The organism is Sphingomonas trueperi (assembly GCF_011927635.1).
Classification (GTDB): Bacteria; Pseudomonadota; Alphaproteobacteria; order Sphingomonadales; family Sphingomonadaceae; genus Sphingomonas; species Sphingomonas trueperi.
The window spans coordinates 323473-342497 of sequence record NZ_JAATJB010000004.1; the positions used below are offsets into that span (position 1 = coordinate 323473).

20 protein-coding genes and 1 tRNA gene are annotated in these 19025 nt (G+C 66.8%); 10 read left to right on the plus strand and 11 right to left on the minus strand.

Translation table 11 applies throughout. The features are described from left to right. Positions 1–81: 81 nt before the first annotated feature. Both GGR89_RS09355 and GGR89_RS09360 read right to left on the minus strand, forming a co-directional pair. On the minus strand, positions 82–885 hold the full coding sequence (locus GGR89_RS09355; RefSeq protein WP_125974232.1) for a MotA/TolQ/ExbB proton channel family protein: 804 nt from the start codon (positions 883–885) through the stop codon (positions 82–84). A 75-nt stretch (positions 886–960) separates the two neighbouring features. After that, entirely contained in the window at positions 961–1635 is a 675-nt protein-coding gene (locus GGR89_RS09360; protein WP_125974230.1) for an energy transducer TonB, read from the minus strand. A 404-nt stretch (positions 1636–2039) separates the two neighbouring features. Here GGR89_RS09360 and GGR89_RS09365 point away from each other — a divergent pair, with 404 nt between their 5' ends. Further along, positions 2040–2699: a hypothetical protein gene (locus GGR89_RS09365; RefSeq protein ID WP_206434272.1), complete on the plus strand. Its 660-nt coding sequence runs from the start codon at positions 2040–2042 to the stop codon at positions 2697–2699. A gap of 21 nt (positions 2700–2720) precedes the next feature. On the opposite strand, the gene GGR89_RS09370 is transcribed toward GGR89_RS09365, so the two are convergent. After that, entirely contained in the window at positions 2721–3092 is a 372-nt protein-coding gene (locus tag GGR89_RS09370) for a dihydroneopterin aldolase (protein ID WP_093295416.1), read from the minus strand. A 184-nt stretch (positions 3093–3276) separates the two neighbouring features. Between GGR89_RS09370 and GGR89_RS09375 the strand changes: the two genes are divergently transcribed. The 4 genes from GGR89_RS09375 to GGR89_RS09390 are packed head-to-tail and all read left to right on the plus strand — an operon-like array spanning position 3277 to position 6251. Next, complete coding sequence (locus GGR89_RS09375; protein ID WP_125974228.1) at positions 3277–3798, plus strand: GNAT family N-acetyltransferase; 522 nt, start codon at positions 3277–3279, stop codon at positions 3796–3798. Positions 3799–3856: 58 nt separating this feature from the next. Further along, on the plus strand, positions 3857–4423 hold the full coding sequence (locus tag GGR89_RS09380) for a DUF1285 domain-containing protein (RefSeq protein ID WP_125974226.1): 567 nt from the start codon (positions 3857–3859) through the stop codon (positions 4421–4423). Next, a complete protein-coding gene (locus GGR89_RS09385) occupies positions 4420–5016 on the plus strand; it encodes a CoA pyrophosphatase (RefSeq protein ID WP_125974224.1) in 597 nt (198 codons plus the stop codon). The genes GGR89_RS09380 and GGR89_RS09385 overlap by 4 nt, the downstream gene beginning before the upstream one ends. Continuing rightward, entirely contained in the window at positions 5004–6251 is a 1248-nt protein-coding gene (locus GGR89_RS09390) for a CCA tRNA nucleotidyltransferase (RefSeq protein ID WP_125974222.1), read from the plus strand. The genes GGR89_RS09385 and GGR89_RS09390 overlap by 13 nt, the downstream gene beginning before the upstream one ends. Here the strand turns inward: GGR89_RS09390 and GGR89_RS09395 are convergent. From GGR89_RS09395 to GGR89_RS09405, 3 genes are all read right to left on the minus strand, one after another. After that, a complete protein-coding gene (locus tag GGR89_RS09395; RefSeq protein WP_125974220.1) occupies positions 6191–7870 on the minus strand; it encodes a putative bifunctional diguanylate cyclase/phosphodiesterase in 1680 nt (559 codons plus the stop codon). The two genes, GGR89_RS09390 and GGR89_RS09395, sit on opposite strands and share 61 nt — an antisense overlap. A 100-nt stretch (positions 7871–7970) precedes the next feature. Further along, positions 7971–10211, minus strand: a complete 2241-nt coding sequence (gene parC, locus GGR89_RS09400) for a DNA topoisomerase IV subunit A (protein ID WP_125974218.1) — start codon at positions 10209–10211, stop codon at positions 7971–7973. 84 nt (positions 10212–10295) lie between these two features. Then, on the minus strand, positions 10296–11324 hold the full coding sequence (locus tag GGR89_RS09405) for a phytanoyl-CoA dioxygenase family protein (RefSeq protein ID WP_245201614.1): 1029 nt from the start codon (positions 11322–11324) through the stop codon (positions 10296–10298). A gap of 172 nt (positions 11325–11496) precedes the next feature. Between GGR89_RS09405 and GGR89_RS09410 the strand changes: the two genes are divergently transcribed. The 4 genes from GGR89_RS09410 to purQ all read left to right on the plus strand — a co-directional run bounded on the left by GGR89_RS09410 (position 11497) and on the right by purQ (position 14351). Next, on the plus strand, positions 11497–12327 hold the full coding sequence (locus tag GGR89_RS09410; protein WP_164521716.1) for a DUF4349 domain-containing protein: 831 nt from the start codon (positions 11497–11499) through the stop codon (positions 12325–12327). 140 nt (positions 12328–12467) lie between these two features. Further along, positions 12468–13247, plus strand: coding sequence for a phosphoribosylaminoimidazolesuccinocarboxamide synthase (purC, locus tag GGR89_RS09415; protein ID WP_093295430.1), 780 nt, complete (start codon positions 12468–12470; stop codon positions 13245–13247). A 211-nt stretch (positions 13248–13458) separates the two neighbouring features. After that, the gene (gene purS / locus GGR89_RS09420) at positions 13459–13689 is read left to right on the plus strand and encodes a phosphoribosylformylglycinamidine synthase subunit PurS (protein WP_125974214.1); all 231 of its coding nucleotides are present in this window, start codon (positions 13459–13461) and stop codon (positions 13687–13689) included. After that, positions 13686–14351, plus strand: a complete 666-nt coding sequence (gene purQ, locus GGR89_RS09425; protein WP_125974212.1) for a phosphoribosylformylglycinamidine synthase subunit PurQ — start codon at positions 13686–13688, stop codon at positions 14349–14351. Before purS ends, purQ begins: the two co-directional genes overlap by 4 nt. Positions 14352–14406: 55 nt before the next feature. Here the strand turns inward: purQ and GGR89_RS09430 are convergent, their stop codons facing one another. Together GGR89_RS09430 and GGR89_RS09435 are read right to left on the minus strand one after the other, a co-directional pair. After that, entirely contained in the window at positions 14407–15186 is a 780-nt protein-coding gene (locus GGR89_RS09430) for a sulfite exporter TauE/SafE family protein (protein ID WP_125974210.1), read from the minus strand. Between the two features lie 104 nt (positions 15187–15290). After that, the gene (locus GGR89_RS09435) at positions 15291–16034 is read right to left on the minus strand and encodes a queuosine precursor transporter (RefSeq protein ID WP_164521715.1); all 744 of its coding nucleotides are present in this window, start codon (positions 16032–16034) and stop codon (positions 15291–15293) included. A 63-nt stretch (positions 16035–16097) separates the two neighbouring features. Between GGR89_RS09435 and GGR89_RS09440 the strand changes: the two genes are divergently transcribed. Beyond that, positions 16098–16174, plus strand: a tRNA-Arg gene (locus GGR89_RS09440). Here GGR89_RS09440 and GGR89_RS09445 read toward each other — a convergent pair. The 3 genes from GGR89_RS09445 to GGR89_RS09455 all read right to left on the minus strand — a co-directional run bounded on the left by GGR89_RS09445 (position 16133) and on the right by GGR89_RS09455 (position 18979). Next, positions 16133–17830, minus strand: a complete 1698-nt coding sequence (locus GGR89_RS09445; RefSeq protein WP_125974314.1) for a recombinase family protein — start codon at positions 17828–17830, stop codon at positions 16133–16135. The two genes, GGR89_RS09440 and GGR89_RS09445, sit on opposite strands and share 42 nt — an antisense overlap. A gap of 331 nt (positions 17831–18161) precedes the next feature. Then, a complete protein-coding gene (locus GGR89_RS09450; protein WP_125974206.1) occupies positions 18162–18653 on the minus strand; it encodes a type II toxin-antitoxin system YhaV family toxin in 492 nt (163 codons plus the stop codon). Further along, positions 18653–18979: a type II toxin-antitoxin system PrlF family antitoxin gene (locus tag GGR89_RS09455; protein WP_125974204.1), complete on the minus strand. Its 327-nt coding sequence runs from the start codon at positions 18977–18979 to the stop codon at positions 18653–18655. The genes GGR89_RS09450 and GGR89_RS09455 overlap by 1 nt, the downstream gene beginning before the upstream one ends. Positions 18980–19025: the final 46 nt, after the last annotated feature.

Here is a 19025-nt window from a genome sequence, read left to right on the forward strand (position 1 = left end):
GGCGTTATCCTATCCTCTTGTGCGCCGGATCGCGATCCGGCGGCAGGGCCACGCGACCTGCGCAGCCCTGCGACCTTGGTCTTACGGGCGGGTCGGGGCGCCGCCGGTCTGGCCAGCGGTCGTGGTCGCCGGCTTCGCAGCAGCGGCAACGGCCGGCTTCTTCGCGGCAGCGGCAGTCGCCGGCTTCACGCGGCCGTCCGAAGCCAGGTAGCCGAGCACGTCGTTCGAGAACGCGTTGAGGTTCTCGGCGATCGCCTTGTTGCGGCGCTGCAGGAAGTTGAAGGCGAGCACGGCCGGCACGGCGACGACGAGGCCGAGTGCGGTCATGATGAGCGCTTCACCGACCGGGCCGGCGACGGCGTCGATCGAAGCCTGACCGGCCGAGCCGATCTTGATGAGCGCGCGGTAGATGCCGATAACGGTACCGAACAGACCGATGAACGGCGAGGTCGCACCGACGGTCGCGAGGAAGGCGAGCCCGCCGCCCAGCGCCGAGTTGATCGAACCTTCCGAACGGGCCAGCGAGCCGTGCAGCCAGTCATGCGCTTCGACCGGGTCGGTCAGCAGCTTGTACTGCTCCTGGGCTTCCAGGCCATCGTCGACGATCTGGCGATAGGCCGAGTTCTTCTCGAGCTTGGCAGCGCCTTCACGCAGGCTCGACGAGCTCCAGAAGGTCGCGCGGACGCGCTTCGCCTGGTTGATGATCTTCTGCTGCTCGAACAGCTTGGTGAAGAGGATGTAGAGCGACACGAAGAGCATGAGCACCAGGATGGTGAACACCGACTGCGAGATCAGGCCGCCTTCCTTCAGCGCCTGCTGGAGGCCATAGGGGCTTTCGCCGCCCTTAGCTGCGGCGGCACCGGCAGCGAGAATGGTCGTGAGCATTTTGGGTCTTTCCTCTAAAAGATAGCTTCTTGCGCAAGCCGGTCCACCTTGCCCGGCGGACCGGAAACCGGAGAGTTACTTCTGGATCTGCCACCTGAACCGGTTCACGTACGGAGCCGGAATCTTGTTGCCGTTCGCATCCTCGGCCGGCTCGAAGCGTGCACGACGCTTGAGCAGGTTGCACGCCTGGCTATCCAGACGGCTCGAGCCACTGGACGACGTGACCGTGCACGAAACCACCCTGCCCGTCGCATCGACGTCGAGGCGGAAGCCCGTGACACCTTCTTCACCCGCACGCTGCGACTCCGACGGATAATCGTCGTTCGTCACCCACGAACCCGGCGAGCTGCGCGGCTTCAGTGCCTTCGCGACCCGCGGCGGGGCCGGCGGGGCCGGGGGAGCCGGCGGCGCGGGAGGCGCAGGCGGCGTGATCGGCGGTGGCGGCGGGATGATGTTGGTGGTGGCGACCGGCGGCGCAGGCGACACCGACTGCACGATGGCCGGCGGCACCACGACCTGGGTCGGGGGCGGCGGCACCGGCGTGTCCGGCGGCGGCGGCGGCGGCGGAATCTCCTCCGGCGGGGGCGGCGGCTCTTCGACCTCGAAGGTCTTCAGCTCTTCCGCCTTCTTCTTGATATATTGGTATGCCAGACCTGTGACGAAGGCATAACCCATGCCAGCCACGATGATAGCGACGATTACGATCGCTACCACACGACTGCCACTTACATTCCGGTCAGCGTAAGCCATTCGGCAACGTCACTCCCTCTAATCCTGCTTGCGACCCTGGCCGGCTGGCAGCCGCGCACAAGTCCGCTCGCCTCGGGTCACACTGCGCCCCTGATGGCGAGAGCACCGAGTCTGTATCGTGGGCATTCCGACGACGCAAACTCTTTGTCGGACGAATTGGTCGTACAATGCGCCCATGGCAGAATTATTTCTGTATAAGATCGGCACAATCCGGTACCGGCAGCGGCATGAAAACTGCCCTACCCCTGCTGTTTTGTTGCGCTGCGGCATTTCCTGCGTCTGCGCAACCCGCCCCGCAAACCGCGCAAATCCGCCAAGAAGCGCAAAGTGGCTTACCCAGTTATGCCACCGTCGCGACGGCCGTAGTAAACGCGCCGCTGGTGATCGACGCGCGGATCAGCGACATGATCCGTATCAAGGAAAATGCGGCACCCGGTCTCGCATCGGGACGGGCGCGCCTCTACGTCACCGCCGATGTGCTGGCACTGATTCGCGGTAGCAGCGCACTTCCGACCCAGATTTCGTACCTGGCGGACGTACCCCTCGATTCTCGCGGCAAGCTACCCAAATTGAAAAAGCAGCGCGTGCTCCTGTTCGCCCGCCCGGTCGGCAACAAGCCCGGCGAGATCCAGCTGACCGGAGTCGACAGTCAATATCTGTGGAGTCCCGAGCTTGACGCGCGCACCCGCGGCATCACCCGCGAAGTGCTGGCCAGCGACGCCCCGCCGGCGGTGACCGGCATCGGCAATGCCTTCCATGTGCCGGGCGCGCTCCCCGGCGAAGGCGAGACCCAGATCTTCGTGAAGACCGCCACCGGCGCGCCGATCTCGCTGCAGGTCCTGCGGCGCCCGGGCGAGAAGCCGCACTGGGGCGTGTCGCTGGGCGACATCGTCGACCCCAATGCGGGCGCCCCCAAGCCCGAGACGCTCGCCTGGTACCGGCTGGCCTGCGGACTTCCCAGGACGCTGCCCGACAGCGCGATCACCGCGGAGACGCCCGAAAACGCGCAGGCTGCGCGCGAGGACTATCAGGTCGTGCTGCGCGACCTCGGCCCCTGCACCTGAGCCCTGCCCCGCCGCCGGTGCTCAGCGCCGGTGGCGGACCAGCGTGATGCCGATCGATTCGTCGGCCTCGGCAATCGCGAGCTTCACGATCCGCACCTCGACCCGGCGGACCCGCGAATCGGAGACGAACAGCGTCTCGCAGATATGGTCGGCCACCGCCTCGATCAGCGTGAAGTGCACGTCCTTGGGCAGCGCGTCGGTCGCAGCGTGCTTGAGGTCGATATAGCTTTTCGAGGCGCTGAGCGGCGTGTCCGGCAGAAAACGCTCGGGCAAATCGAGATCGGCGATGACGGAGATGCGCAGCGGCTGCGGCAGGTGCGTCTCCTCGGAATATACTCCGGTGAGCACCTCCACCTCGAGGTCCATGACCTGAAGCTGCAATGAATCGGGCAATCGAGCGGCCTTTCCTGGGGCGAAACAGGCGCGCGCCATAGCAGATCGCGCCGCATCCGAAAGCCCGGGCACTTCCCGTGCAGATTCTGCATGTCCATCGGCAAAATCCGCGCTTGCGCTCCGCCGAGGGAACGCTAAGGCGCGCGCCTTTCGGCATCGGGTCCGAGGCGGGGAAGGATAGGCGGTGGTTCAGATAGTTGCGCTCGATGCGGTCGATCCGCACGCCGTCGAGGCGTTGCTCGACCGTGCGTTCGGCACCGAGCGGCATCTGCGTACCGCCTATCGCGTACGGCAGAGCACCCAGCCGATTCGCCCGTTCAGTTTTGCCGCATTGAACGAAGATGGCAAGCTCGCCGGCACGATCCAGAGCTGGCCGGTGGCGCTGGCGAGCGATTCGGGGCCGATGGTGCCGCTCGTCATGGTTGGCCCCGTCGCGGTGGAGCCCGATCTGCAGCAGGGCGGAATCGGCCGCCGGCTGATGCAGGAAATGCTGGACGCGGCGGACGTGAGCGCGCTGCCCGGCGCCGAGGCGCTGATGCTGATCGGCGATCCCGAATATTATGGCCGCTTCTTCGGATTCGATGCGAACCGTACCGCCCGCTGGCGCCTGCCCGGGCCGTTCGAGCCGCGCCGGCTGCTCGCACGCGGCGCGGCGGTGCCCAGTTGCTCGGGCATGCTCGTGCCGCGCCTGCGCAAGGTCGCCTGAGCGCGCACCTGCGCGCGCAAGGGTTCGACAAAGCCGCGCGGCGCGCTAAGGGAAGCCCATGCCCAACACGCCGCCCCCCGATTTCGCCAGCCTGTCGCTCGCCGAGATCGCCCGCCTGGCGGAAGAGCATCGCCTCCCGCCCGTCGAAAGCTGGAACCCGGCGCATTGCGGCGACAGCGAGATGCGCATCGCCCGCGACGGCACCTGGTACCACCAAGGCAGCCCGATCGGCCGACCGGCGATGGTGCGGCTCTTCTCCACGATCCTGCGGCGTGAGCCCACCGGCGGCTTCGTGCTGGTCACCCCTGTCGAGAAGCTCGACATCGCGGTGGAGGATGCGCCCTTCGTCGCCGTCGAACTGAAGGTCGAGGGCGAAGGCGCGACCATGCGGCTGGCCTTTCGGCTGAACACCGGCGATGTCGTCGTCGCCGGCCCGGACCATCCGCTGCGGATCGAAGCGCGCGAAGATGGCCCCCACCCCTATCTTGTCGTGCGCCGCGGGCTCGATGCCTTGGTCGCCCGCAGCGTCTATTACGAGCTCGCCCAGCTCGCATTGGCGCAGGACGGCGCCGCGCCGGGCGTCTGGAGCCAGGGCGTGTTCTTCCCGCTCGAGCCCGAAGCATGAGGCTTGCCGACCAGCTCCGGCGCGCGCTGGACAGCCGGCCGGCCCAGGCGACGACGCTGCTCCCCGGCGACCACGCCTTTTTCGATCCCGCCCAGGTGACGAGTGCCGCCGCGGTGCTGCTCGCGGTGACTGATCGCGACGTGCCGGGCGTGCTGCTCACCCGCCGCAACGCCAATCTGCGCCGCCACGCCGGCCAGATCGCCTTTCCGGGCGGCCGCATCGATCCCGAGGACAAGGATCCCGTCGACGCCGCGCTGCGCGAGGCCGAGGAGGAGATCGCCCTGCCCCGCAGGCTCGTGGAGGTGGTCGGCACGGTCGAGCAGTACCGCACCGTCACCGGCTATCAGGTGACGCCGGTGATCGGGGTGGTACCGCCGGACCTGACCCTGGTGCCCTCCGAGGCCGAGGTCGCCGAGGTGTTCGAAGTGCCGCTCGCCTTCCTCCTCGACGATATCAACCATCAAAAGAAAAGCGCTCCCTACCAAGGGCATGAGCGCCATTATTACGAGATCATGTGGAACGATTATCGAATCTGGGGTGCCACGGCGGCGATGCTGGTCAACCTCTCGCGGCGGATGGCATGGCCGCGCTGACGCTGCCGGAGACCGACTGGCGCGGCCGCGCCGGCCTGGACGCGCTGACCGAGGTGCTGGGTGCGGACGAAGGGCTGTGCCGCTTCGTCGGCGGGGCGGTGCGCGATGCACTGCTGGGCCTTCCCGTCGCCGACCTCGACCTTGCCACCGCGCTCGCGCCCGAGGAGGTGCTGGCCCGGTTGCGTGCCGCGGGCATCCGGGCGGTGCCCACGGGCCTCGACCATGGCACGATCACCGCAGTGCTCGAAAGCGGTCCCGTCGAGGTGACCACGCTGCGCCGCGACATCTCCACCGATGGGCGCCACGCCACCGTCGCCTTCACCGACGACTGGCGCGAGGATGCCGCGCGCCGCGATTTCACGATCAACGCCCTCTATGCCGACCCGAACGGCGGTGCACTATACGACTATTTCGGAGGGCTGGCGGACCTGGAGGCGCGCCGCGTGCGCTTCATCGGCGATCCGCTGCGGCGGATTGCCGAGGATCATTTGCGGATCCTCCGCTTCTTCCGCTTCCTCGCCCGCTTCGGCGACACGCCTGATCCCGAAGGGCTGGATGCCTGCACCGCCCGCGCACGCGACCTGATGGCGCTCAGCCGCGAGCGAATCCGCGACGAGCTGCTCAAGCTGCTGGTCGCGCGCGATGCGGTGGGGGTGACGGCGCTGATGCTGGAGCGCGGCATCCTCGAGCCGGTGGTGCCGGAAATCACCTCAGCCGCAACGCTGGCAGCACTCGCCGAACGCGAAGCCCTGCTCGGCGCCGTCCCCGACCCCATCCGCCGCCTCGCCGCACTGCTGCCGCGCGATCCGGCCGCCGGCGATCTGATCGGGGCGCGGCTCAAGCTCTCCAACGCGCAGCGCAAGCGGCTGGTCCTCGCGCTGACCGACGGCGGAACCGACGATGCCCGCGCCCTCGCCTATCGGATCGGCCGCGAGGCTGCGGAGGATCGTCTGCTGCTCGCCGCCCCCGACGACGCCGAGGCCGCCCAGGGCTGGGCAGCACTTACCGGATGGGAGATCCCGCGCCTGCCGATCGCCGGCGGCGCGCTGGTCGCGCGCGGTCTCGCCAAAGGCCCGGATGTCGCCCGCGCGCTGCGCACGATCGAAGACCAGTGGATCGCGGAGGCATTCCCGGATGCTTCCCGCGTCGACGCGATCGCCGATGCCGTAGTGGCTCAGGCCTTGAACGCCTCGATCAGCGCGAAGGCGGCGTCGCCGGGGACCGGTCGCGAATAATGATAGCCCTGGCCGTAGGTGCAACCCAGCGCGCCTAGGGTCTGGGCGAGTTCCGGCGTCTCGATCCCCTCGGCGGTCGTCTGCATGCCCAGCGCATAGGCGAGGCTGAGGATCGCGCGGATGATCGCCACCTTGTCGCGATCGGCGAGCATGCCGGTGACGAAGCTGCGGTCGATCTTGAGCACGTCGATCGGCAGCTTCTGCAGATATGCCAGGTTCGAATAGCCGGTGCCGAAATCGTCCATCGCCAGCGTGGTGCCGAGGTCCTTGAGCGCCGACATGGTCTGGGCGATGCGATCGGGATCGCTGACGATCGCGCTTTCGGTCAGCTCCAGCGTGAAGCGCGAGCCGGGCATGGCGTGGCGATCGAGCGCGTTCTTCACCATCGCGCCGATCTGGTCGCGCTGCAGCTGGATCGCCGAGAGATTGACCGCGAGCTTCACGCCGCAATCGCCGCCGGCGCGGGCGTCCCATTCGGCGAGCGTGCGCGCCGCCTCTTCCATCGCCCAGCGGCCGAGCGGGACGATCAGCCCCGATTCCTCCGCAACGGGAATGAAGGCGTTGGGCGAGATCAGTACACCGTCGTCGTTGCTCCAGCGGGCGAGCGCCTCGAACGACGTGATCCGGCCGGTGCCGAGGTCGCAGATCGGCTGGAAGTTGAGCGTCATGCAGCCATTCTCGATGGCGCGGCGCAGCTCGGTCTCGATCGCGAACTGCTCGCGCGCCAGGTCGAAGGCGCGGGTATGGTAGAATTCGGTGTGGCCGCTCTTCTTGGCACGGCGGACCGCCAGCTGCGCATTGCGCACCAGGTCCTCGGGGTCGCCGTCGATATCGGTGCCGAGCGCGATACCGATCGAGCAATCGATGCGGATCTCGAAATTGGAAAGGCGGAACGGGTTGGTCAGCGCCGCATGGACGCGCTTGGCGACCTGCACGGCGTCGTCGGGCCCGTCGTCCAGCGACATCAGCACGCCGAATTCGTCGCCGCCGATCCGCGCCAGCACGTCGCGGCCGCGAAGCGCCCCCTTGACCCGCCGCGCGACCGAGATCAGCAGCTCGTCGCCGGCGAGCGCCCCCATGCAGGCATTGACCCGGCTGAAGCGATCGAGGTTGATCACCAGCACGGCATGCGCCGCCGCGTCGCCCGCGCCGATGCGGGTCTCGAGCTCGTCCGAGAAGCCGGCGCGATTGGGCAGGCCGGTGAGGCTGTCGGTCGCCATTTCGCGGCGCAGGCTCTGCTCGGTGCGCAGTTCGGAGGTCTGGTCAACCAGCGTGATCAGGCAGCGCGGTTCGCTTGAGCCCCGGCGGGCGAGCACGACGCGGAAATGGCGGCTGTCGACCTCGCCGCCAAAACGCCAGGCGATTTCCTCCTGCTGGCGGTCGGAGGCGAGAAACTGGCCGATCCGCGCGCCGAGCAGCTGGACCACCGGCGAGTCCTGCGCAGTGCAACCGAGCCCCGCGACGCGAAACTGGGTGTTGACCGCAGCGAAGCTATACCGGCCGTCCTGGATCTCCAGCACCGCGGCCGGAATCGGCATCAGTTCGAGCAGCCCGTCGGTACCCGGCGGCAGCGCCGAAGACGGGTCGTCGATCCGCGGAGCAGGCTCCGCGGTACGCATACTCAGAGCCCGGACCCTTCGAAACGCCATCTCCTTCGGCATAGCCGCAAACTAGTTAAAGCGGCCTGAAGGACGCGGAGGCATCCACAGGTTTTATCAATCAAAATTTATTATCACGCGGGAAGCCGGTGGGCGGCATCCGCCCCGCTGCCCCGCGCGCGGCACGCCACGGCATCACGTCGGGCTCGGAGCGATAGCGCTCCTGCTCGCCGCCCATGCGCCAGCGCAGGCCATCGGCAAATTTGAAGGTGATCACGTCGGACAGGCCGCCATCGCGGTAGCGCTGGAGCTGCACGCCCTGCCCGCGCGTCATCTCGGCCACTTCGGAAAGCGGGAAGACCAGCATCTTGCGATTGTCCCCGATCGCCGCGACGAAATCATCCTCGGCACCGATCGGGCGGACCAGCTTGAGGTGCGCGCCGGGCCGCGGGGTCACCACCTGCTTGCCCTTGCGCGTCTCGGCGATCACTTCCTGGCTGCTCACGATGAAGCCGCGCCCGTCGCTCGCCGCGACGAGCAGCTTGGGTGCTGCGCTTGCGGGCAGCAGATTGACGATGTGCCGCTCGGCCTCCAGATCAATCAGCAGCCGCACCGGCTCGCCAAAGCCGCGGCCGCCGGGCAGCTTGTCCGCGCCGAGCGTGTAGAAGCGGCCGTTGTCGGCGGCGAGCAGCAGCTTGTCGGTGGTCTGGGCGTGGAAGGCCAGGAAGGGGCCATCGCCTTCCTTGAACTTGAGCGCCTCGCCGCCGAGATCCTCGACATGCCCCTTCATCGCGCGGATCCAGCCGCGCTGCGAGAGGATGACGGTGATCGGCTCGCGCTCGATCATCGCCTCCAGCGGGATCTCGCGGGCCGGCGCCATCTCGACGATCGCGGTTCGGCGGGCGCCGAGCGGAGTATCGAGCCCGTAGCGGGTAATCATCTTGCCCAGCGCGCGCTTCATCCAGGTGCGCTGGCGCGCCTCCGAGCCGAGCAGCGTCTCCAGCTCGGCCTGTTCCTTCTCCAGCTTCTCCTGCTCGCGGCGAAGCTCCATCTCCTCCAGCTTGCGCAGGGAGCGCAGGCGCATGTTGAGGATCGCCTCGGCCTGGCGGTCGGTCAGGCTGAACTCGGCCATCATGATCGGCTTGGGCTCGTCCTCGGTGCGGATGATCTCGATCACCCGGTCGAGGTTGAGATAGGCGGTGATATAGCCACGCAGCAGCTCCAGCCGGTCGGCGATCTTCTCCAGCCGGTGCTGCGACTTGCGCTGCAGCACGACGAACTGATGCTCCAGCCAGCCGGCCAGCGCCTCGGCCAGGCTCATCACCCGCGGGGTTCGGTTCTTGTCGAGCACGTTGAGGTTGAGCGGCACGCGCACTTCGAGGTCGGACAGGCGGTAGAGGCTGTCCATCAGCGTGTCGGCGTCGACGGTGCGGCTGCGCGGTTCGAGGACGATGCGGATGTCCTCCGCGGATTCGTCGCGCACGTCGCCAAGGATCGGCAGCTTCTTGTCGTTGACCAGCGCCGCGATGCCCTCGATCAGCTTGCCCTTCTGCACGCCGTAGGGGATTTCGGTGACGACGAGGTGCCAGCCCCCGCCCTTCTCGGTCACCTTCTCGATCCTGGCACGCACGCGGAAGCTGCCGCGGCCGGTGGCATAGGCCTCGGCGATCGCGGCGGGGCTGTCGACCGCGATGCCGCCGGTCGGAAAGTCCGGGCCCTTCACATAGTCGAGCACGTTCGCCTGCGGATTGTCGATCAGCGCGACGGCGGCCTGCATCAGCTCGGCGGCATTGTGCGGCGGGATGCTGGTCGCCATGCCCACCGCGATGCCCGCCGCGCCATTGGCGAGCAGGTTCGGGAACAGGCCGGGGAACAGCTCCGGCTCCTCGTCTTCCCCATTGTAGGTCGGGCGGAAATCGACCGAATTCTCGTCGAGCCCGTCCATCAGGTCGATTGCGACCTGGGTCAGCCGCGCCTCGGTGTAGCGGTAGGCGGCGGCGTTATCGCCGTCGATATTGCCGAAATTGCCCTGCCCGTCGACCAGCGGATAGCGCAGCGCGAAGGTCTGCGCGAGCCGGACCATCGCGTCATAGACCGAGGCATCGCCATGCGGATGGTATTTACCGATCACGTCGCCGACGACGCGCGCGCACTTCTTGTACCCGCTCGCCGGGTCCAGCTTGAGCAGCCGCATCGCCCAGAGCAGCCGGCGATGGACCGGCTTCAGCCCGTCGCGGACATCGGGCAGCGAACGCGCGGTGATCGTCGACAGCGCATAGACGAGGTAGCGCTCGGAAAGCGCGCTGTCGAAGGGCACATCGGAGGCGCCGGAAGGTTCGGAAACATCGGTGTCGAGGCTCATCGCCATCCCGGATAGCAGGCAGGAGGGGGAAACGCCAAGGGCGTTCCCCTTATGATCCGATCGATGCCCCGAATTGTTTCGGAATCAGCCCACCAGATGGCGGAAGAAGCTGCGGTTCTTGGCGATCAGCGGCCGCAGATGCTCGGGCAGCTCGCGCAACTTCAGCTTGCGGATTGAAGGTGTGCGGTGCGACGGCCCGATCGAGACGAGCAGCGAAAGCATGCCGCGGCGGTGCGTCGGCGGTGTGCCGCGATGGAGCGCGAAGGTGTTGACGAAATAAACGTCGCCCTTATCCGCCAGCACCACCCCGGCGCCCATGGCCTGCTTCAGTGGCTCCAGATCTTCGTCGTGGAAGCGACGCACTTCGTAGAATTCACGCAGGCTCGATGTCCTTGGTATCATCTCCAGCGGTCCGTCCGCCCGCGTTTCGATCGGCGAAAGCGGCACGAACACGCGGATGAAGTTGAGCGGCTCGGCGCAATCCCGATGCCAGTTCTGGTTCTGATAGGCGAAGCCGGTGGGCTGCGAGATCCACGCCCAGGCCCAGCTGAGCACCGCGCGCGGCCCCAGCGTCTCACGGCAAAAGGCAATCAGATCCGGGTTGCTGCAGATTTCGAGGAAGGCCGGATCCTCGAAGAGACGTTGCGCATCCATGTACAGGAAAGGATGATCCGTAGCCTCGGGCGCACCGCGATGCTCAAAACCCGGCAGATAGGGATCGGTGAAGGTCTGCGGCGCGAACATCGCCGTCGCCATGCGATCGACCAGCGCGGGATCCAGCATCTTCTCGGCGAAGTGGAAGTCGATCTCGTGGAACTCGGCCGCGCGCGGCGTGCGGCCGATCCGCGCAAGCGGCTCGCGCAGCAGCCGTTCAATGCGGCTAAGCTTGCGCAGCCTGGCAGGATCGTTGGATCTCGTGCGCAGCCAGAAGATATAATTATAGGCATAGTTGTAGAACAGCCGGTGGCGCAGCCGCCCCAGCCGCGTATCGCGCCTTATGCCTTCGACAACCTGCGCGGTGTACGGCTTGATACCCGCTTCGGGAGTATGATCCAGCCCCACCAACATTGCCTTGCCGAAGCGCGTCATCGTGACCTTCCGTCCTACCCTCATCCCCCTTCATTTTAGGACGCATCTGCACCGAGCGAGCGCGGCGCGGCAATATTTGCCGGGTCGTCGCCACGTGGGCGGTAGCCGCAATCCCGCCCCAATTGCGGCGAAATTGTGACTTGACTTTATCCTAGCCCGATGATGGGATTTGCACGTCACCATCAAGGGGATGTCGATGCGCAAATTTCTCGTGCTCGGTTGTGCAGCGCTGCTCGCCGCTTGTTCCTCCAACCGGCAAGACAGCGCCAGGGACACGGTGGCGGAAGCGGAGGCGCCGGCAAACCCCGGGGCGGAGCCTCTCAAGGTCGCCCTGCCCCAGCTCAGCTATCGCTACACGCTCAGCTTCCTGCTCCCCGAGGCACGGCTCGCAGAAACGCAGGACGGGCACCGTGCCATCTGCGAGCGGCTGGGGCCGGCACGCTGCCAGCTGGTCATGCTGACCCGCAACGAGGCCGAAGGCCGCATCGGCGACGCCCTGCTGAAGCTCCGCGTTACCGCCGCCGATGCGGGCTATTTCACCGGCGAAGCGGCGCGGCAAGTGACAGCGGCGGGCGGTCGCGCGGCGAACACCGACGTCGCCGGCGAGGACGTGTCCAAGGACCTGACCGATACCGCCGCGCGCATCCGCCAGCGCGAACTGCTCGTCGCCCGCCTGACCGAGACGCTGCGCACCCGCAAGGGATCGGTCGCCGATCTCGTCCATGCCGAGCACCAGGTCGCCGCCGCGCAGGAAGAGCTCGACAAGGCGCGCAGCTGGCAGCGCGAACTCCAGGGTCGCGTGGCGATGGCCGATGTCGAGATCCGCTACCAGGCGCTCGCCGCCCCCGCCTCGGGTGCCAGCGTCGGCGCAGCGCTCGGCGAGGCGGCGCAAGGCTCGGCCTTGGCCTTCGTCTGGGGCATGCAGCTGCTGCTCTCGCTGGCGATCTACCTGCTGCCCTGGGCCGCCGTGTTCGGCGCGGGCGTAGGCGTGGCGACGCTGCTCCGCCGCTCGAAACCGGTCGCGTGAACAAGTCCTGCAAGGGGAGCGGCGCCGCATTGCACCCCCGCCCCCCTTGCGGTATAGCGCGAAGCCTTCCAGAGCCCCGGCGGTCACGCGGAGAAATCCCGTGGAGCCGGGGCAACGCATTTCCAAGGGACTAGGCCGACATGGCACGCCGCCGGCAAATCTACGAAGGCAAGGCTAAGATTCTCTACGAGGGTCCGGAGCCGGGCACGCTGATCCAGTATTTCAAGGACGACGCAACCGCCTTCAACGCCCAGAAAAAGGGCACGATCAACGGCAAGGGCGTGCTCAACAACCGCATCAGCGAGCATGTCTTCACCCTGCTCGGCGGCATCGGCATCCCGACGCATTTCATCCGCCGCCTCAACATGCGCGAGCAGCTGATCCGCCAGGTCGAGATCGTGCCGATCGAAGTCGTGGTGCGCAACGTCGTCGCCGGTTCGCTGGCGAAGAAGCTCGGCATCGAGGAAGGCACCCCGCTGCCCCGCACGATCGTCGAATATTACTATAAGGACGATGCGCTCGGCGACCCGATGGTCACCGACGAGCATATCCTGGCGTTCGGCTGGGCCGCGCAGGAGGAACTGCACGACATGGCCGACATGGCCATCCGCGTGAACGACTTCCTCTCGGGCCTGTTCGCCGGCATCGGCATCCGCTTGGTCGACTTCAAGCTCGAATTCGGCCGGATCTGGGAAAACGACTATCCTCGGATCATCCTCGCCGACGAGATCAGCCCCGATGGCTGCCGTCTGTGGGACATCGCCTCGGGCGAGAAGCTCGACAAGGACCGCTTCCGTCGCGACCTGGGCGGCGAAGTCGAGGCCTATCAGGAAGTCGCCCGCCGCCTGGGCCTGTTCCCGGAAGGCGACGGCTCCGACGTGCTCGACCTCGAGACGCATCGCAAGAAGCGCGGCAAGTAACATTCCGTTTCCTCCCCCGGCACGCCGGGGAAGGGGACCGTTCGCATCGCGAATGGTGGAGGGGCCTCGCCGCACGCGGGGCCCTTTGTCGTTTGCCCCCTCCACCACCGCCTGCGGCGGCGGTCCCCCTTCCCCGCTTCGCGGTGGAGGAAACGACTGTTCCCACGTTTTACCGTTGCGACTTCGGCCCTCTCGCGCCATAGCGCCGCCCATGAAACTCCGCATCATCGTCACCTTGAAGAACGGCGTGCTCGATCCGCAGGGCAAGGCCATTCAGAACGCGCTAGGCGGCCTCGGTTTCGAGGGCGTTGAGGATGTCCGCGCCGGCAAGATCTTCGAACTGGAGGTCGCCGATTCGACAAGCGACACCGCGATCGACGATATGTGCCGCAAGCTGCTCGCCAACACGGTGATCGAGAACTACCGGGTCGAAAAGCTGTGAAGACCGCGGTCATCGTCTTCCCCGGCTCCAACTGCGATCGCGACATCGCGGTCGCGCTGGAGAGCGTGACCGGCACCACGCCGCACATGGTTTGGCACGGCGACAGCGAGTTGCCCGAGGGCCTGGGCCTGATCGCCCTGCCCGGCGGCTTCTCCTATGGCGATTATCTCCGCTGCGGTGCCATCGCGGCGCGCTCTCCGGTAGTGCAGGCGGTGATCGAGGCAGCCCATCGCGGCACGCCGGTGATCGGTATCTGCAACGGCTTCCAGGTCCTCACCGAAACCGGGCTGCTGCCGGGCGCGCTGATGCGCAATGCCGGCCTCGATTTCATCTGCCGCGACGTGCCGCTGGTGGTGGACAATAGCCAGTCGATCTTCACCAGCGCCTATCAAGCGGGCGAGCAGCTCTCGATCCCCGTCGCGCACCATGACGGCAATTATTTCGCCGATGCCGAGACGCTCGACCGCCTCGAAGGCGAAGGCCGCGTGGCGTTCCGCTACGCGCAGAACATCAACGGTTCGGCGCGAGGCATCGCGGGCGTGATGAACGCGGCGGGCAACGTGCTCGGCATGATGCCCCACCCGGAGCGCAAGATCGAAGCCGCGCATGGCGGCGACGATGGCCGCCGGCTGTTCGAAGGCCTGCTCGCCGCAGTCGCCTGACCGCCAACGCATCCGAATACAGGGCCGCGGTTCCCGGACCGCGGCCTTTTTGTTGTCAGAAAAGCATCTTAATCCCGACCAGCGCGAGCGTCGCGGCGAGGATCGGCACGAGCACCTTGTCCGAGGTCCGCGTCGCCAGCAGGCTGCCGATAATGATGCCGGGGATCGATCCGGCGAGCAGCGACACGAGCAGCGATCCGTTCACCGATCCCAGCATCCAGTGGCCCAGTCCGGCGAGCAGGGTCAGCGGCACGGCATGGGCGATGTCCGACCCGACGAGCTTGTTCACCGCCTGGTGCGGGTAGAGCATCAGCAGCGCGGTCATCCCCAGCGCCCCCGCCCCCACCGAGGTCAGCGACACCAAGAGACCCAGCATCGCGCCGAGCGCAATCGTGACATAGCCGATCCGCGCCTCGCCCAGCCGCTCGAACCGGGGCGCCATGATCAGCACCAGGCGGCTGCGGAAGAAGGTCGCGATCGCCGTCACCACCAGGGCGATGCCCAGCGTGACCGTGATCACCCCGCCGCTGTTCTTGGCATGCTCCTGCGCGCTCGACAGCAGCAGCAGCGTCAGGATCGTCGCGGGGACGCTGCCAGTGGCAAGCCTGCGCACAACCTTCCAGTCGATCGTGCCGTGCAGGCCGTGCACCCCCGCCCCCACCGTCTTGGTGGCGGAGGCGTAGAGCAGGTCGGTGCCCACCGCGGTGGCCGGGTGGAAGCCGAAGGCGAGAACGAGCAGCGGCGTCATCAGCGAGCCGCCGCCGACCCCGGTCATGCCGACCAGCAGCCCGACGAGCACCCCGGCGATGGAATAAAGCGGATTGAACGCGAGCACGGGAATCCCTGGCAACCGATTTCATACCAGCATGCGGGGATTTTCCCCGAACGCCAGAAAGAATTGGTTTCAGGCCGATGTCCGCGCGCGCGACCGGCTGCGCCTCAAACGCGCGTCGCGAAGGGCGTGAAGTCGGTCCCTTCGTCGAACACGTCGACGCCCTCGGCGCGCTTGAGGAAGCCGACGACGATATAGGTGAGCGGCGTCAGCAGCACTTCCCAGCCGACCTTCAGCACCCACTGGGTGAACAGCACCTTCACGACCAGCGCATTGGTCCAGCCCTCGGCGCCCCAGAAGGCGAGCGGGTAGAAGATCAGGCTGTCGACCGCCTGCCCCGCCACGGTCGAGCCGACGGTGCGGGTCCACAGCATCCGGCCGCCGGTCCACAGCTTCATGCGGGCCAGCACATAGGAATTGACGAACTCGCCCGCCCAGAAGGCACAGACCGAGGCCAGCACGATCCGCGGCACCTGGCCGAAGATGACTTCGTAGGCCGCCTGGTTCTTCCAGTCCGGCGCCGGCGGCAGCGCGACGACGACCCACGCCATGAACGCCATGAACAGCACCGCCGCCGTCCCCGCCCAGATCACCCGGCGCGCACGGGCATAGCCATAGACCTCGGTCAGCACGTCGCCGATGATGTAGGAAATGGGGAAGAACAGGATGCCCGCCCCGAACGGCCAATAGCCGACTCCCGGCAGCCAGATCTGCGCGACCTTGCCCGCGCCGATCACGTTCGACAGCAGGATGATCGCGACGAAGGCGGCCATTACGAAGTCGAAATAACGGAAATGCCCGCCGGCCAGGCTGCGGGCGGTGACATGGGTGGGAGCGTGCGGCATGTTCATTGCAGTGCAGTATGCGAGGCGTTTGCCCCCCGCGCAATCTGCGCTTAAAGGCATCCGTAACGCGCGCCCGTAGCTCAGTTGGATAGAGCACGAGCCTTCTAAGCTTGGGGCCGCTGGTTCGAATCCAGCCGGGCGCGCCATTTCGGTTCAAAGGCACGAACGCCTAGCACCGCCGCCTCTACGCCGGAGGCGGCGGTTAGCGTTCGGAGCAGCTCGCTCCGCAGCCCACGGATGCGAACCTCTTTTCGGCTCACGACTTCCACACGTTGCGCAACCGCCCGCACCTGATCGCGGGCGAACGTGCCGTCGCCGTTCCGCAGCTTCTTGCGCACGGCGGCCGCAAAGGCGCGCAGGCTTTCCGGCGTGATCGCGGGGCCGATCTTTACGATGTGCGCCACCGCGCGCTCGGCATCCCCCTTGGCCTGGTCGCGCGTCGCGGTCAGCTCGGCGATGCGATCCTTGAGCGACGGGTCGCTTACGTCGATGACGCCATTCTCGATCGCGTCGTAAAGCCGCTTGAGCTTCGCTTCCGCCTCGGTCGCACGCCGCTCAAGATCGGCGACATGCTGGCGGCGCTGGTTCACCCACTCGTCGCGCCGTTCGAGGATCTGATCCATCAGAGCTTCGAGCCGCGCCGGGTCGAGCAGCCGCGCTTCGAGATGGTCGACCACGGCCCTGTTGAGCTGGTCCATCGGCACGGTGATGCCAGGACAGCCGGTCGCGCCCTGCCGCGCCTTCGTCGAGCAGGTGTAATAGCGATATTCCCGGCCGACGCTGCTGGTGCCTGTGCGCAGCGTCATCGCGCCGCCGCAGCACGCGCAGAAGCAAATGCCGGTGAGCAGCGTCGGCCCACCCACCGCCATCGGCGCCATCATCTTCGGGCTGCGCGCCTTGAGCGACCGCTGGACCGCCTCGAACTCCGCTTCCGAGACGATCGCCGGCACTTCCATGACGGCGTGCTCGGCCTCGGGCTTGGGCGTCCTGGTCTTGTGATCGCGCGTGTTGAAGCGGTGCTGGCCGATATAGGTCGTGCGTGTCAGCACCATATGCACCGCGCCGAGACCCCATCGCCCGCCATCGCGCGTGCGGATGTTGTTCTCGTTGAGCCACGTCGCGATTGACTTGAGCCCCATCGGTCCCCGGTCACCGACACCATTCAAAGCCATGCGGTAGATGCGCCGCACCGTCTCGGCCTGGATCGGGTCGATCTCCAGCTTCTTCTTGATCTTCGCGCCGCGCTCCCCGGCTGCAACCACGCGGTAGCCGATCGGCGCCCGCGCCCCGTTCCAGAAGCCCTGCCGGGCGTTCTCCTTCATCGCACGCAGCGTGTGCTTGCCATTCTCCTTCGATTGATATTCGTCGAACAGCGTCATGATCTGGCGCATCATGATGCTCATCGGATCGTCGCCCAAGTCCTGCGTGATCGAGACGAGCTTCACCCCGTTCTTCGCCAGCTTGCGGACGTAGAACTCGAACTGGAACTGGTCGCGGAAGAACCGCGAGAAGCTGTGGACGACGATGACGGTGAATGTCGGCGGCTTCGTCATCGCCGCGTCGATCATCGCTTGAAAGGCAGGTCGGCGATCGTCCGTCGCGGTGTTGCCCGGCTCGACGAACTCGGCCGCGACTTCCCAGCCGCGCGAGAGGCAGTAGCCTTCGATCTGGCGGCGTTGGTCGGGAATCGACAGGTCGCTCTCGGCCTGCCGGCCGGTCGAGACCCGGAGATAGAGCGCGGCGCGGGCGATCGCCACGACCGGCGCCTCATCCTCATCTCGTCGCAGGGCGGCGCTGGTCATGACGCTTCACTCCTCACTTCACGGCAGCGGTCCGAACAGCTTGTCCAGCTCTTGCCGCATATGGCCTTCGATCGCGCGCAGCTCGGCGTCGCCGATCGGAACTTGCTCTGGCCAGTCGTCGGTGACGACGATCGGCCCATCATCCTCGCGCACCGGACGCGAAGCACGGCGCGGAGTGACGCGGTTGATGTAGTCGTGCAGGTCATCCGGGCTTTCGGCCCAGCGACGAGGCGCGCGCCGGCGGAGCTTACGCGGAAGGGCCATGTGCTGACCGTGCAGCACGAGCGGTCTTCGGGCAAACGACGCCACACGGTGTAGCGCAGATAAGTGCTCACGGCGTGTCCGGCGACGCCGCCTCCAGTCGTTCGCGCGCGCTCGTATCGTTCGCCGCCTTCAGCAGCGCTTCCCACGAATCGGGTGGATTGCCCTTGTCGAGCATCTTGCGGAACACGGCATAGGCGTCCGACTTCGCGCCATACGTGCGCAGGGTCGTCTCGTCGTTCACCCAGGCAAAGATGATGATCTTCGCGCTGGTGCTGTAGCGGAAGAACAAGCGGAACCTGCCGCCGCCAAACTTCGCCCGGAACCAATGCTTGCGGTCGTCGCCAAGCGTGCCGCCCTGGCGATACTCCGGGCGCGTGGGGTCTTGGGGAATGGTCTCGAATACGAGCTGGCGCAGCGCGGCGAGCAGTTTCGCATTGGCCGACTTGCGCCAACCGCGCGGGTCTTTCTGCCGCGAGCGCGCAACGGCCGTCCCCAGCTTCTCGAACTGATCGAGAAACAGCGGATGGGCAAAGAGCTGCCACCCGTTGACCGTCATCATCAGAGATCGACATCGCCGTCGATCGGCGCGTCGAGATCGACCTTCACGCCTTCCGTCAGAGCCGCAATGCGCTGGGCCAGCGCGGGAGATAGCGCCGTCAGCGCCTCGGGCCGGCGTTTGATATCCTCGGCCAGAAACGTCAGAAAGCTGTCGATCGCCGGATCGTCATGCTCGGCATCGGCGCGATGCACCGACACGCCATGCTCATCGACGCGGAAAGCGATCTTGCCGCCGTAATCGACGCCGAGCGCCTGGCGGACGGACTTCGGAATCGTCGTCTGGCCCTTGGCGGTGATGGTGCTGATTTCTTCGAGCAGCGCGGGCATGGCTCATCTCCTCTGCCCGCTGAATGTAAGGAAAACGCATTACATT